The organism is Streptomyces sp. NPDC002888 (genome assembly GCF_042888465.1).
In the GTDB taxonomy this organism is placed as follows: Bacteria; Actinomycetota; Actinomycetes; order Streptomycetales; family Streptomycetaceae; genus Streptomyces.
Genome location: NZ_JBIAPU010000019.1, coordinates 1 through 14,101 on the forward strand (window position 1 = coordinate 1; position 14,101 = coordinate 14,101).

Sequence of the window (14,101 nt, forward strand, 5' to 3'; positions counted from 1 at the left end):
GCCCCCCCCCCCCGCCGCCCCCGCCCCCCCCCCCCCCCCCCCCCCCCGCGGCGGGGGGGCCCGGGGGGGGCCCCCCCCCGGGGGGGGGCCCCCCCACAGTCGTCACCGGGAGGTCAGCGGGTCGCGCCGAGCGCGAATCCCGTCAGCGAGGCGAAGAACCGGCCCCCGGCGTCGGCCTCGGCCAGCGTCTGCCACCAGGCGTCGAGCTGCGGCGCCGTCATCGCGAGCTTCCCGTCCGCCTGTGCGGCGGCGAGCCGGCCGCCCACCGACCGCCGGAAGAAGGCCAACGGCATGACCACGGTGTGCGGGGTCACGGACACCTCGCGGGCGCCCAGGTCCAGGAACCGGCGCGCGAGCTGGCGGCCGCTCCACTTGTTGCCGTGCCCGTCCGCGCAGCAGCGGACCACCTCGCGGGTGGCGGACACGTCCGGGTGATCGACGGTCGTGGTCTCGAAGTCGTAGTCGAACACGGCTATACGGCCGCCGGGGCGGACCACGCGGAGCAGCTCGGCGGCCGCCGTCTCGATGTCCGCGCAGTGCATCAGCACCAGCTTGGCCCGGGCGGCGTCGAAGGCCCCGTCGGCGAAGGCGAGGCCTCCCGCGTCGGCCGTGCGGAACTCGACCGGCAGCGCCGCGCCGCCGCCGCGGCGCCGTGCCTCCTCGATCATGGCCCCGCTGAGGTCGGTTCCGACGACCTTTCCGTCGGCGCCGACGAGGGCAGCCAGCTCACGGGCGTCGTCGCCGGTCCCGCACCCGACGTCGAGGACGGACTTCCCGTTGAGGTCGCCCAGTTGGTCGGCGAGGGTCTGCCGGATGCGCCGGTACTCCGGCAGCGCGTTGGCGACATCCATGAAGTCGATGAACCAGGACGCGTCGGGCGCACCGTCCACCGTGGTGAAGTGCGTGACGTTCCCCGTAGTCGTGGTCATGATCAGCCAGCCTCCCCTTCGATCAGCCCGATGCCGCCAGCCTCGCGGCGCGGGCCCGTCGAGGGCATCCCACGTTCACGCGATGTTGGCGGCGAGGCGAGGCCCCGGCGCACCGGGGGGAGGGCTGTTTTCAGCGGGCCGTGCGGGTGTGGACGTACTCCACGAGGCGGGTCAGGGCGTCCGGGTCGGTGGACGGCATGACGCCGTGGCCGAGGTTGAAGATGTGGCCCTCCAGGCCGGCGGCGGAGTCGAGGACCTCGCGGGTCTTGGCCTCGACGGCGTCCGTGCCGGCGAACAGGACGGTCGGGTCGAGGTTGCCCTGGAGCGCCTTGCCCGGGCCGACGCGGCGGGCGGCCTCGTCGAGCGGGACGCGCCAGTCGACGCCGACGACGTCCGCGCCCGCCTCGCCCATGAGGCCCAGCAGCTCGCCGGTGCCGACGCCGAAGTGGATGCGCGGGACGCCGTACGACTCGACCGCGCGGAAGACCTTCGCGGAGGCGGGCAGCACCGAGCGCCGGTAGTCCACCGGGGCCAGCGCGCCGGCCCAGGAGTCGAAGAGCTGGACGGCGGAGGCGCCCGCCTCGATCTGCACCTTCAGGAACGCGGACGTGATCGCGGCGAGACGGTCGAGCAGGTCGGCCCACAGCTCGGGGTCGCCGTACATCATCGCCTTGGCGTTCTCGTACGTGCGGGACGGGCCGCCCTCGACGAGGTAGCTCGCGAGGGTGAAGGGCGCGCCGGCGAAACCGATGAGGGGGGTGGCGCCGAGCTCGCGGGTGAGCAGGCCGATCGCTTCGGTGACGTAGGAGACGTCCTCGGGGGTGAGATCGCGCAGCTGGGCCAGGTCGGCGCGGGTGCGGATCGGGCGCTCGACGACCGGGCCGACGCCGGGCTTGATGTCGAGGTCGACGCCGATGGCCTTGAGCGGGACGACGATGTCGCTGAAGTAGATCGCCGCGTCCACGTCGTGCCGGCGCACCGGCTGGAGGGTGATCTCGGTGACCAGCTCGGGACGCATGCAGGACTCGAGCATCGGGATGCCCTCGCGCACCTTGCGGTACTCCGGCAGCGAGCGCCCGGCCTGTCGCATGAACCACACGGGCGTGTGCGGCACGGGCTCGCGCCGGCACGCCTTCAGGAAGGCTGAATCCTTGACAGCGTCGGACGTGGCGGTCGGCTGCTGGCCCGTGGGGGTCTCGTTGGCACTCACGACGGCAAGTCTCCCACGGCCGGAAAGCCGACGCGGCTGCGGGCAGGTGGGGCCGCAGGGGGTGTCCCTCCCTGCGCTCGGGCCCTGTTCCCCTTACTCTTCCCCGCATGGCTGCGGCTCAGGGACGACTGTCGGACGGCGCTGGCGGAATGGACGACGCGAAGGACACCGGGGAGGGGGAGCATGCGGGCGACGCGGTTCCGCCGCCGTTCGGGGCCGCCGTCGAGGCGCTGAGGGCGGCGCGGCCGCGGCCGCAGATCGAGATCGAGTCGACCCCGGCCCCACAGCGGCTCGCGCCGTTCGCGCACGCTTTGGAGGCCACGGTCGTCGACGACGACGACCAGGACCTGGCCGACGGCCGGCTGGTGCTGCTGCACGACCCGTCCGGGCACGACGCCTGGCAGGGAACGTTCCGTCTGGTGACCCTGGTGCGCGCGGAGCTGGAGCCGGAGATGGCCGCCGACCCGCTGCTGCCCGACGTGTGCTGGTCCTGGCTGACCGGTGCGCTCCAGGCGCGGGGTCTGGCGTACGGCGAGCCCAGCGGCACCGTCACGCGCGCGAGCTCCCACTACTTCGGCGGGCTGTCCGAGCGTCCGGCCAACTCGCAGATCGAGATCCGTGCGTCGTGGACGCCCCGGGAGGGGCTGAACGGGGTTCCGGACACGGCGGCCCATCTCGCCGCGTGGTGCGATCTGCTGGCCCAGGTCGCGGGCCTGCCGCCGGCCGGTCCCGGCGACGCCTCGGTGGTGACCCTGCCGCAGCGGCGGGGACCGCAGCCACGCTGACCACCTGAACCGCCCCCGAAGCGCTCAGCGCCCCGTCGCGCTGGGCGCTTCTTCGTGCGCCGATCACCTGGCGGACCATCCGACCATCACCCCATTGAGGGCCTTCCGAGTGCCCGGTTGACCATCTCTTTGTCGATACGGCCACTTTCCGAACCCCAACCGGACCCGACCGAACCGACTCGATCTTCGGGTGATCGATCGCGTGTCCGAATTGCACGGATTGTTACTCACCAGATCGTGATCATTCTCTAAAGGCGGAGGGGGTTGCTGCCGAAGACGTCTGTGACCTTGAAAGCACGGTTCGTCCCGGCTTCATCCCCAAGAGCCGGCCCCATCCCGCACCCCAGGAGGCCTGGTGTCCGTTCTCCTCGAGCAGCCCGCAAGCCTGGTCGCCTACCGCCCGAACAAGCCCACCGCCATGGTGGTCGTGGCCGACCCGCGCGTCCGCTCCACCGTCACCCGTCATCTGTGGGCGCTCGGTGTGCGCGATGTCATCGAGGCCTCGTCCGTCGCGGAGGCTCGTCCCCGCATCGGCAACCCCCGCGACATCTGCGTCGCCGACGTCCATCTGCCCGACGGCTCCGGCCTCACCCTCCTGTCGGAGACCCGCGCCGCGGGCTGGCCCAACGGGCTCGCCCTCTCCGCCGCCGACGACATCGGTGCCGTGCGCAACGCCCTCGCGGGCGGCGTCAAGGGCTACGTCGTCACCGGCACCCGCACCAACGTCGGGCTCCCCACCCGACCCGGTGCCGCCCCCATCGGCGCGGCCGCCGCCCGCCTGCACCGCCGCCCCCCGGGTGCCCCGAGCCACCCGGGCGGCTACCGCGAGCTTTCGGGCCGCGAGGTGGAGGTGCTGCGACTGGTCGCGGAGGGCCAGTCGAACAAGGCGATCGGCGTCTCCATGGGCCTGTCCGCCCTGACCGTCAAGAGCCACCTCGCCCGCATCGCCCGCAAGCTCGGCACGGGGGACCGGGCCGGGATGGTCGCGGTCGCCCTGCGGACCGGCATCATCCACTGACCCGGCCCGCAGCGACCTCCGCGCACCCGCTCTCCAGCCACTCTCCCGGCCCACTCCCCCCACCTCTCCCCTGCCCGCCACTTCCTGTACACCCCTTCCATCCCTTTCTCCGCCTCCTTACGACCGCTTCTCCGTCCTCCTCGTCCGATTCCGCCAGCCCGGTCCCGACCGGATCACCATCTCCGCGCGCCCGTCGACAGAACGTTCCGTCGACGGGCTCGGGAACGCCATGAGTCGGCGGTGGCGCGGGCGAAGCGGCGTGTCACGGTGCCGCCGAAACGCACGGCCTCCGCGACCGCGGGAATCGGGTCGTCCCGGCTCAGCCACGCCCGCTCCGTGCCCCGCCGCGGCAGGAGCGCCTGCGGCATCCGGCGCTCGCGCCGGGCACTGGCGGCCGCCGAGAGCACATCGAGCTGACCGACCACGAACATCCGGCCGTACCTCTGCGGCGCCCCGGGTATCGGCTGGCCCGTGAGGTCCAGGTACATCGCACGGACCACGTCGACTCCGTGCCAGGTCTCGAACAGCCGGAACTGCGCCCCGATCCGGGGATTGAAGTCGACGAGCTTGTAGCGGCCGTCCCGCCGGTCGAAACGCCAGCCGAGATCCGCCACGCCGCTGTAGCCGATCCGCCGGCACAGCTCGCCGGCCAGCCGGGCGAGCTCGGGGTTCGGGCGGCTCCAGGCTCGGGTGGTCGCTCCGCTGTACGGCGGCCAGGAGCGGACCTTGTACCCGGTGAACACCGCGTGCGCGACCCCGCCGGCGCCGCAGTAGAGGTGGGTGATCCAGTCCTCGGCGACATCGTCGGGGATGTACTCCTGCGCCAGCACGGCGGGTTCCCGGCAGGATCCGAGGAGGTCGAGCAGTTCCCCCTCGTCGTGGACCACGGTGGTGTGACTCACGATCGGGGCACGCAGCCGCGTGAACGCCTCCCGGTTCTTCAGGACGAGCGGGTACCCCCAGTCGCGTCCGAGCCCGACGAGTGCGACCCGGTCGGCGGGCGCGCGGGACCGGGGCGTGGGCACGCCGTGTTCGGCGCAGATCCGGCCGAGACCCTCCTTGCTGGCCAGCCTGCGGGGCAGCGTCGGGGGCACCTCGGGCAGCAGGAACCACTTCGCGAGGCGTTCGGAGTACTCGGCGAGCAGGACGGCTGCCTCGTCGTCCGCGGCCACGGCCACCGTCCTGCGACCGATCGCGCGCCCGAAACCCAGCAGCGTCGGGACGAACAACCGGGGGTCCGCGAGCCCTGTCGTCGGCAGGGTGAAGCGGCCCGCGAGATGACGGGAGACAGCGGTGGGGGTGAACTGGTCCTCGACCATGGCGTGGACGGGCACCCCCGCCCTGCCCAGGGTGCGCAGGGCGCCGAGACCTCCGTGCTGCTGCGGGCAGTGGACAGCCTTCACCAGCAGGGCGGGCACGTCGTGATCCATGATGACTCCCGTTCGTCGGTCAGTACGCCCCGGTTCCGCGGAAGACGGCGGACGGCGTGCGGGCCAGGACGGAGAGGTCGAGGGCGAGTGCGTGCTCACCTGCCACAGACCGCTCAACCCCGGCTTCACCAGAAGTCGGTGGCGCAGGAACTCTGTGGCGCAGCAGGGCGCCCAGCCTGGTATGGACCGAGTCGTATGTTTACGACGTATACGTACACATTCTCGCCGAGACTCCGGCAAGTCAAGCCGAGAGGGGCCGAACGGAACGGGGGCCGAGGTCCTGGCGTGGCACGCCCCTCGTGCTCCCGGGGCCGGCCGGCTCGTGATTCTGGGTGAACGTGGCATCGGAAGTTCCCGCGCGAATGGTTCACAGTGGAACAACCTCTGGCGCCGAGAGCACCTGAGATCCCTACCGGAACAATGCCTCCCCAGGCGATCTGCCGACGCCGATCGGTGGCCTCACGGGCATCCGGGTCCACCTTTTTGCGCAGGTCACCCGCAGCTCGGCCGAAAGCGCAGGTCATCAGGTCGCCCTGGACGGATACCCTTGACAGGTGACCGACGCCCAAGACACCGCAGCAGACAGTTCACTGCGAACCACCGGAGGCGCCCCTCCGGACGACGGCGGATCTACTGCTACCGGGGCGCCGAATCCTGATCCGATCCCTTTGCTGGAACCCCGTGAGGGCATTCCACCCGTGGTCGCCGACGAGGCCTCGCTCGCCGAGGTGATCGCCGCCTTCGCCGCCGGCTCCGGCCCGGTCGCCGTCGACGCCGAGCGCGCTTCCGGCTACCGCTACGGCCAGCGCGCCTACCTCGTCCAGCTGCGCCGCGAGGGCGCCGGGACGGCACTGATCGACCCCGTGGCCTGCCCCGACCTGTCGGGCCTCGGCGAGGCGCTCGACGGCGTGGAGTGGGTGCTGCACGCCGCCACCCAGGACCTGCCGTGCCTGCGCGAGATAGGCATGGTGCCGACCCTGCTGTTCGACACCGAGCTGGCGGGACGCCTCGCCGGGTTCCCCCGCGTCGGCCTCGGCGCGATGGTCGAGGGCGTCCTCGGCTTCGTCCTGGAGAAGGGGCACTCCGCCGTCGACTGGTCGACCCGGCCGCTGCCCGAGCCCTGGCTGCGCTACGCCGCGCTCGACGTCGAGCTCCTCGTCGACCTGCGGGACGCGCTGGAGAAGGAGCTGGACCGGCAGGGCAAGCTGGAGTGGGCCCGTCAGGAGTTCGACGCGATCGCGGCCGCGCCGCCCGCCGAGCCGCGCAAGGATCCCTGGCGGCGGACGTCCGGGATGCACAAGGTGCGTCGGCGTCGGCAGCTCGCCGTGGTGCGGGAGCTGTGGGAGACGCGCGACCGGATCGCCCAGCGGCGGGACGTCTCGCCCGGCAAGGTGCTGTCCGACGGGGCCATCGTGGAGGCCGCGCTCTCCCTGCCTCTCAACGTGCACGCGCTGGCCGCGCTGAACGGGTTCGGGCATCGGATGGGTCGGCGTCAGCTGGAGCAGTGGCAGACGGCCGTCGACCGGGCGAAGGCGTTGTCCGACGGGCAGTTGCCGCAGCCGGGGCAGCCGGTGACGGGGCCTCCGCCGCCGCGGGCGTGGGCCGACAAGGACCCTGAGGCGGCGGCGAGGTTGTCGGCGGCGCGGGCAGGGGTGTCGGCGCTGGCCGAGCGGTTGAGCATGCCGCAGGAGAATGTGATCACGCCGGACACGGTGCGCAGGGTTTGCTGGGAGCCGCCGAAGAGTGGTGACGCCGAGTCGGTGGGAGTCGCTCTCGCGGGGTACGGGGCTCGGCCCTGGCAGGTGGAGCTGGTTACTCCGGTGTTGGTGGAGGCGCTGTCGGCGAAAGAGGCCTAGCCGCCGTAGGGGGTTCTGCGCTACGGCGGCTGCGGGTTCGTTGCGGCTTGTCGCGCCCACGCGGCGGAGCCGCACATCGATGCAGCCCCGCGCCCCTAAAGGCCGATCACCTGGTCGCTCCCTGCATGAAGCCGTTGTACACGTACCTCTGCAGGCACAGGAAGACGATCAAGGTGGGGAGGATGACCAGGACCGCTCCCGCCGAGATCGTCTCCCAGTGGGCGGCGTAGGGGCCCTTGAAGCGGAAGAGGGAGGTCGAGATCACGCCAAGATCTTGGGAGGGCATGTAGAGGAAGGGGATGTAGAAGTCGTTGTAGACGGCTATTCCCTTCACGATCACGACCGTCGCGATCGCCGGTTTCAGGAGCGGGAAGATGATTTTCCGGTAGATGGTGAAGGCGCTCGCACCGTCGAGGCGGGCCGCCTCGTCCAAAGAGGTCGGGATCGAGCGGACGAACTGCAGGAAGATGTAGATCGAGACGATGTCCGTGCCCATGTAGAGGGCGATCGGGGCCCAGCGGGTGTCGAACATGCCGAAGCTGTGGACGATCTGAAAGGTGGCCACCTGGGTGGTCACACCGGGCACGAGGGCGGCGACCAGGAAGAGGGCGAGCACGAGTTTCCGGAAGCGGAAGGTGAAGCGGTCGATGGCGTACGCCGTCATCGAGCCGATGAGGACCGTGCCGCCGATGGCGATCACCAGGATGAAGGCGGTGTTGCCGAACGCCGCGAGCATTTGGCCGTCCTGGAACGCCGTCACATAGTTGTGGAAGTTCAGCAGGTCGTGCGGGAGCGTGAGCGCCCCGCCGCCCCGCGCCGTCTCCTCCGGTGTCTTGAGCGAGGTCAGGAAGACGACGCCGAGCGGGAGCAGGACGACCAGCGCGGCGAGGATCAGCGACAGGTACACGAGGGTGCGGGCAACGGCTCGGCGTGTCATACGAGGTCCACCCTGTCGTCGGGGACGAGGCGTCGCTGCAGCCAGGTCACCGCCAGGATGATCAGCAGCAGGACCACGGCGGCCGCCGAGGCGAGGCCCGTCTTGTTGAACTGGAAGGCCAGCTTCACGGTCTGGATCACGAAGGTCTCGGTGCCGGTCGCCCCGCCGGTCATGATGTACGGGATCTCGAAGGCCGACAGCGAGCCGGAGACGGAGAGGATCACCGTCAGCGTCAGCACCGGTTTGATGCCCGGCGCGATGATGTGGCGGAACTGGTGCCAGCGGTTGGCGCCGTCCAGTTCGGCCGCCTCGTAGACCTCCCCCGGGATGGACTGGATGGCGCCGAGGAACAGGACGAAGTTCATGCCCATGTAGCGCCAGGCCGAGACCCCCGCGAGGGAGACGTTCGCCGAGACCGGGGTGCCGAGCCAGGCGTGGTCCGTGTGGTACCCGAAGAGGCCGAGGACCGTGTCGAAGGTGCCGCCGTCCTGGAAGAAGTAGAGGAAGACGAAGGCGATCGCGACGCTGTTGATCAGGGACGGGAAGAAGAGCACGCCCTTGAAGAAGTTCCGGAAGCGGAGATTGAAGCTCAGGATCGTCGCGAAGTAGAGCGCGGCGGCGATCTGGACGGCGGAGGCGGCCAGGTAGTAGCCGCTGACGAAGAACACCTGGAAGAGGTCTTCCCGGGTGAAGATCTCCTGGTAGTTCTCGGCCCCCGTGTAGTGCAGTTCGGGGCTCACGCCGTCCCAGTCGGTGAAGCTGTACGCGAGCATGTTGGCGATCGGCGCGTAGGTGAAGGTGATCAGCAGGGCGAGCGGGGCGAGCAGGAACAGCCAGGGGGTGACGAGGCGCCACACGCGCGCTCGGCGCGGGGCCGGTGCGGGGGCGGCGACCTTCAGGGCGGGGGTCCCGGCCTTGAGGGTCGCCTTCTCGGTGGTGTCCGTCATCAGTCGCCCACGGTCTTCTGCGTCTCGGTCCACTTCTTGCCGAGGCCGGCGAGGAAGTCGTCCAGGCTGCCCTTCTTCGCGCCGCGCGCGAGGTCCACGAGGTCCTGGCGGTACTCGGGCTTGTTGATGCCGACCTCGGACTCGTCGTCGATCAGCTTGACCTTGGCGCCCGCGGAGTCGTCCAGCTCGATGAGCTTCACGCCCGCCTCCTCGTACGGCTTCAACACCTGAGGCATCGCGCCGTCCTTGAGCGGGGAGATGGCCAGGTTGTCCTTGTCGTAGCCGGACTTGTCGGTGAACCAGTCGATCCAGGCGCGGGCCGCCTCCTTGTGCTTGGAGTGGACGTTGACGGCCTGGTTGTAGTCGGGGCCGATGGTCGAGCAGTACTTTCCGTCCGCCTGGGCCGGGAAGGGCATGAAGCCGATGTCGTCCGGGTTCACGCCGGCCTTCTTCGCCGCGTCCTGGAACTGGACGATCGCCCAGGTGCCGAGCCACTGCGTGGCGATCTCACCCTTGGCCGTCCGGGGCTTGGACTCCTCCCAGTTGCTGGTCGTCGGGTCCTTCTCGGCGAGCCCCTGCTTCACGATGTCGTACAGCAGCGTGTCGCCGACCCGCAGGTCGGAGCCCTTCGCCCACGGGTCGCCCTCGGCGATCTTCGTGGTGGCCTGCGGGTCGCAGTGGACCGAGCCGTTGACGAACGTCCACGAGGTCAGGGGCCACTGGGCGGCGAAGTTGGTGTAGTACGGAATGGCGTCCGTCTTCTCCTTGATGGCCTTCAGACCGGAGAGGAACTCGGCCGGTGAGGTGGGCCATTCGGTGATGCCGGCCTCTTTCCACACCCGCTTGTTGTAGACGAAGCCGGGCATCACGCCGACCGGGCTCTGGCCGTAGACCTTGCCGTCGACGGTGGTGAAGTCGGTGAAGCGGTACTTCTTGCTGCGTTCCGCCTCGGTGCCCAGGGAGGCGAAGAACTTCGGGTAGTCGCTCTTCTTGATGACTCCCGGGATCAGGAGGACATCGCCGTAGTCCTCCGTGTTCATCCGGATCTTGATCTCGGCCTCGTAGTTGGTGAGGGCCTGGAACTCGACCTTCACCTTGGGGTACGTCTTGTTGAACTCGGCGGCGTACTTCTTCATCGTGCCGTCCTGCACGAGGTCGGTCCGCACGGTGAGGACCGTGATGGTGCCGCTCACCTTCGACGGATCGTCGGGCGCCTTGGCGTCCGCCCCCTTCGAGGTGCCTCCGGTACCGGTGCAGCCCGGGAGCAACAGGGCGGCTCCCACGACCATGGCGAGGACTGTACGGCGGTTCATGTGCATCAGCTCCGTTCACGGGACGGACGAGCACTTGCGAGTTGGTCGAGCACGTACGGGTTGGCTGATTCGGCACTCTGACAGCGCTTTCCTCAACCGGTAAAGTCCCATTCCCGCCAACGATGAAGTGGTGGCGCTCAATCATGACGTTGACCGGTTTAGGGAGTGTGCATGCTGGAGGCCACACCGCTCACCGACGGATGGACCCTGCGGCACGGGCGGGACGCGCTCCCGGCCGTGGTGCCGGGCTGTGTGCACACCGACCTGCTGGCGGCGGGAGTGATCCCGGACCCCTTCCTCGGCCGGAACGAGGCCGATGTCGCCTGGGTGGGGCGGCGGGAGTGGACGTACGAGACGCAGCTGCGGGCCGCGCCGTCCGGGCACGAGCAGACCGATCTCGTCTTCGACGGCCTCGACACGTCCGCGGAGATCCTGCTGGACGGCCGGCTCCTGGGCCGGGTGCGGAACATGCACCGCTCCTACCGGTTCGACGTGACGGGCCTGAGCGGGCGGCTGTCGGTGCGGTTCGCCTCCGCCTACGCCGAGGCCGATGCGGTGCGCGAGCGGCTGGGCGAGCGGCCCGCCGCCTACGCCGAGCCGTTCCAGTACGTCCGCAAGATGGCCTGCTCGTTCGGCTGGGACTGGGGGCCGACGCTGGTGACGGCCGGGATCTGGCGGCCGGTCCGCCTCGAACGCTGGTCGACGGCCCGGATCGCCCGCGTACGCCCCCTCGTCACCGTCGAACAGGGCGCCGGAGTCGTCGAGTTGCACATCGACGTCGAGCGCAGCCGCGTCGAGGCCGAGCTCACCGTCGAGGCCCGGGTGGGCGGCGTACGGGCACGGGCGCGGATCGACCGCACGCACGGGGTCGTACGCCTCGAGGTGCCGGACGCTGCTCTCTGGTGGCCGCGCGGTTACGGCGAACAGCCGTTGTACGACGTCGAGTTGACCTTGCTGAACGGAGAGGGCCCGCTCGACTCCTGGCGGCGCCGCGTGGGCTTTCGGACCGTCGAGCTGGACACCTCGGCCGACGCGCACGGCACCGGGTTCACCCTCGTCGTCAACGGCGAGCGGCTCTTCGCGCGGGGCGTCAACTGGATCCCGGACGACGTCTTTCCGTCCCGGATCACCCGCGAGCGCTACCGGGAGCGGCTGCGTCAGGCGGCCGGCGCCGGGGTGGACCTCGTGCGGATCTGGGGCGGCGGGATCTACGAGAGCGAGGACTTCTACGACGCCTGCGACGAACTGGGCCTGATGGTCTGGCAGGACTTCCCGTTCGCGTGCGCGGCCTACCCGGAGGAGCAGCCGCTGCGGGGCGAGGTGGAGGCGGAGGCCCGGGAGAACGTCGTACGGCTGATGCCGCATCCGTCGCTGGTGCTGTGGAACGGCAACAACGAGAACTTGTGGGGGTTCAGGGACTGGGGGTGGGAGGAGCGGCTCGCCGGGGACTCCTGGGGCGAGGGGTACTACCTGGGCGTACTTCCGCGTGTGGTCGCGGAGTTGGACCCGACGCGGCCGTACACGGCGGGCAGCCCCTGGTCGGGATCGTGGGACCGTCACCCGAACGATCCCGACCACGGCACGCACCACTCGTGGGAGGTGTGGAACCGGGAGGACTACGCGGAGTATCGCGCGAACGTGCCGCGGTTCATGGCCGAGTTCGGCTGGCAGGCGCCGCCCGCGTACGCCACCCTGCGGCGCGCCCTGCCGGGTGAGGAGCTCGCGGCGGGCTCCCCCGGCATGCTGCACCATCAGAGGGCCGAGGACGGCAACGGCAAGCTGGAGCGCGGGCTGGCCCGGCACTTCGCCGTGCCGGCAGGGGACTTCGACCGCTGGCACTATCTGATGCAGGTCAACCAGGCCCGGGCGGTGGCCACCGGGATCGAGCACTGGCGGTCGCACTGGCCGGTGTGCGCGGGCACGGTCCTCTGGCAGCTGAACGACTGCTGGCCGGTGACGTCCTGGTCCGCGATCGACGGGGACGGGCGCGAGAAGCCGCTGTACCACGAGCTGCGGCGGCTGTACGCGGACCGCCTGCTCACCCTCCAGTCGCGTGGCGGGGACCTGGTGGTGGCGGCCGTGAACCAGGCGGGCGAGGAATGGGCGGGCCCGCTGGTCCTGCGTCGGATGTCCGTCGACGGTGGCGTGATCGGCAGGGCGAGCACGGCCTTCACGGCGGGAGCACGGACGGTGGCCGAGGTGCGGGTGCCGCGGGAGCTGGTGCCGGCCGGCCCGAAGGAGTTCCTGGTCGCCGACGCGGACAGGCTGCGGGCCCTGCACTTCCCGGCGCCGGACCGCGAGATCCCCTACCCCATCCCGGAGTTCGAAGTTGCGGTGGAGCCGGGCGCGGTCACGGTGACGGCGCGGACCCTGGTACGGGACCTGTTGCTGCAGGCGGACCGGCTGGGCGTGGACACGCGGGCCGACCGGGGTCTCGTCACGTTGCTTCCCGGGGAACGGGTGACCATCGGGGTGAGCGGCTGGAAGACTCCGGACGCGGCCGCCGCCCGCGCCGCCCTGTACTGCGTGGAGCCCGCCGAATGACCGTACCCCGCGTCACCATCAAGGACGTCGCCGCGCGTGCCGGCGTGTCCAAGGGTGCCGTGTCGCTCGCCTTCAACCACAAGCCGGGGCTGTCGCAGACGACCCGGGACCGGATCTTCGCGGCGGCGCGGGAGCTGGGCTGGTCGCCCAACCTCACGGCCCGGTCGCTGTCGAGCTCGCGGGTGGACGTGGTGGGGCTCGCGATCTGCCGGCCGGCCCGGATGCTGGGCCTGGAGCCGTTCTACATGGAGTTCGTCTCGGGCGTGGAGAGCGTGCTGACCGAGCACTCCTGCTCCCTGCTGCTGCGGCTGGTGCGGAACCTGGAGGAGGAGGTCGGGGTCCAGGAGTCGTGGTGGCGGGGGCGGCAGGTCGGTGGCTCGATCCTCGTCGACTTCCGCGCGGACGATCCGCGGGTGGCGGCGGCCGAGCGGCTCGGGATGCCGGTGGTCGCCGTCGGACATCCGTCGCTGACCGGTGGCCTGACCTCGGTGTGGACGGACGACGCCACGGCGGTGACGGAGGCCGTGCGCTACCTCGCGGCGCTCGGGCACCGGCGGATCGCCCGCGTCGGCGGCGCGGCGGGGCTCGGGCACACGGTCATGCGCACGGCCGCGTTCGACGAGGCGGCCCGGGAGGTGGGGCTGGCCGGGGCCTTGCAGGTCGCCACGGACTACTCCGGGGAGGCGGGGGCCCGGGCGACGAGATCGCTGCTCACCACCGCACCACCGGACCGGCCGACGGCGATCGTCTACGACAACGACATCATGGCGGTGGCCGGGCTGTCGGTGGCCGCCGAGATGGGCCTGCGGGTTCCGGACGACGTGTCGCTGCTCGCCTGGGACGACTCCCAGCTGTGCCGGCTCACCCATCCGCCCCTGTCCGCCATGAGCCATGACGTGCACGGATTCGGGGCGGAGGCGGCGCGGACGCTGTTCGGGGTGATCACCGGCAAGGGGCCGGGGTCGCATCCGGTGCCGACGCCGGTGCTGACGCCGCGGGGGTCGACGGCTCCTCCGTCGGTGTGACCTTCGCCGCTGTCGGGGGCAGGACTGTGGAGCTACGTTACTTATAAGTAGCATGGGCCCTGAGCGCGCGCTCAGCGCATCGCAGCAGCAGTGCAGATCCCGCACAC

General features: G+C 70.8%; 11 protein-coding genes. 5 read left to right on the forward strand and 6 right to left on the reverse strand.

Going from position 1 to position 14,101, the window contains the following annotated elements; translation table 11 throughout:
* Positions 1 to 113: 113 nt before the first annotated feature.
* Entirely contained in the window at positions 114 to 929 is an 816-nt protein-coding gene (locus ACFYWX_RS28555; RefSeq protein WP_389426980.1) for a methyltransferase domain-containing protein, read from the reverse strand.
* A 130-nt stretch (positions 930 to 1,059) separates the two neighbouring features.
* Complete coding sequence (hemE, locus tag ACFYWX_RS28560) at positions 1,060 to 2,139, reverse strand: uroporphyrinogen decarboxylase (RefSeq protein ID WP_389426981.1); 1,080 nt, start codon at positions 2,137 to 2,139, stop codon at positions 1,060 to 1,062.
* Positions 2,140 to 2,246: 107 nt separating this feature from the next.
* On the opposite strand from hemE, the gene ACFYWX_RS28565 reads away from it, so the two are divergent.
* Entirely contained in the window at positions 2,247 to 2,924 is a 678-nt protein-coding gene (locus tag ACFYWX_RS28565; RefSeq protein WP_389426982.1) for a DUF3000 domain-containing protein, read from the forward strand.
* Between the two features lie 355 nt (positions 2,925 to 3,279).
* On the forward strand, positions 3,280 to 3,942 hold the full coding sequence (locus ACFYWX_RS28570; protein WP_003972894.1) for a response regulator transcription factor: 663 nt from the start codon (positions 3,280 to 3,282) through the stop codon (positions 3,940 to 3,942).
* 173 nt (positions 3,943 to 4,115) lie between these two features.
* On the opposite strand, the gene ACFYWX_RS28575 is transcribed toward ACFYWX_RS28570, so the two are convergent.
* Positions 4,116 to 5,372, reverse strand: coding sequence for an ATP-grasp domain-containing protein (locus tag ACFYWX_RS28575; RefSeq protein ID WP_389426983.1), 1,257 nt, complete (start codon positions 5,370 to 5,372; stop codon positions 4,116 to 4,118).
* A gap of 554 nt (positions 5,373 to 5,926) precedes the next feature.
* Here ACFYWX_RS28575 and ACFYWX_RS28580 point away from each other — a divergent pair.
* Entirely contained in the window at positions 5,927 to 7,228 is a 1,302-nt protein-coding gene (locus ACFYWX_RS28580; protein ID WP_389426984.1) for an HRDC domain-containing protein, read from the forward strand.
* 106 nt (positions 7,229 to 7,334) lie between these two features.
* Here ACFYWX_RS28580 and ACFYWX_RS28585 read toward each other — a convergent pair whose 3' ends face one another.
* The 3 genes from ACFYWX_RS28585 to ACFYWX_RS28595 are packed head-to-tail and all read right to left on the reverse strand — an operon-like array spanning position 7,335 to position 10,425.
* The gene (locus tag ACFYWX_RS28585; RefSeq protein ID WP_389426985.1) at positions 7,335 to 8,165 is read right to left on the reverse strand and encodes a carbohydrate ABC transporter permease; all 831 of its coding nucleotides are present in this window, start codon (positions 8,163 to 8,165) and stop codon (positions 7,335 to 7,337) included.
* Positions 8,162 to 9,112: a carbohydrate ABC transporter permease gene (locus tag ACFYWX_RS28590; protein WP_389426986.1), complete on the reverse strand. Its 951-nt coding sequence runs from the start codon at positions 9,110 to 9,112 to the stop codon at positions 8,162 to 8,164. The genes ACFYWX_RS28585 and ACFYWX_RS28590 overlap by 4 nt, the downstream gene beginning before the upstream one ends.
* Positions 9,112 to 10,425 (reverse strand): extracellular solute-binding protein, encoded by a 1,314-nt coding sequence (locus tag ACFYWX_RS28595; RefSeq protein WP_389426987.1) that lies wholly within the window; start codon positions 10,423 to 10,425, stop codon positions 9,112 to 9,114. Before ACFYWX_RS28595 ends, ACFYWX_RS28590 begins: the two co-directional genes overlap by 1 nt.
* Positions 10,426 to 10,596: 171 nt before the next feature.
* On the opposite strand from ACFYWX_RS28595, the gene ACFYWX_RS28600 reads away from it, so the two are divergent.
* Positions 10,597 to 12,969, forward strand: a complete 2,373-nt coding sequence (locus tag ACFYWX_RS28600; RefSeq protein WP_389426988.1) for a glycoside hydrolase family 2 protein — start codon at positions 10,597 to 10,599, stop codon at positions 12,967 to 12,969.
* Entirely contained in the window at positions 12,966 to 13,994 is a 1,029-nt protein-coding gene (locus ACFYWX_RS28605) for a LacI family DNA-binding transcriptional regulator (protein ID WP_389426989.1), read from the forward strand. Before ACFYWX_RS28600 ends, ACFYWX_RS28605 begins: the two co-directional genes overlap by 4 nt.
* The last annotated feature ends 107 nt before the right edge of the window (positions 13,995 to 14,101 follow it).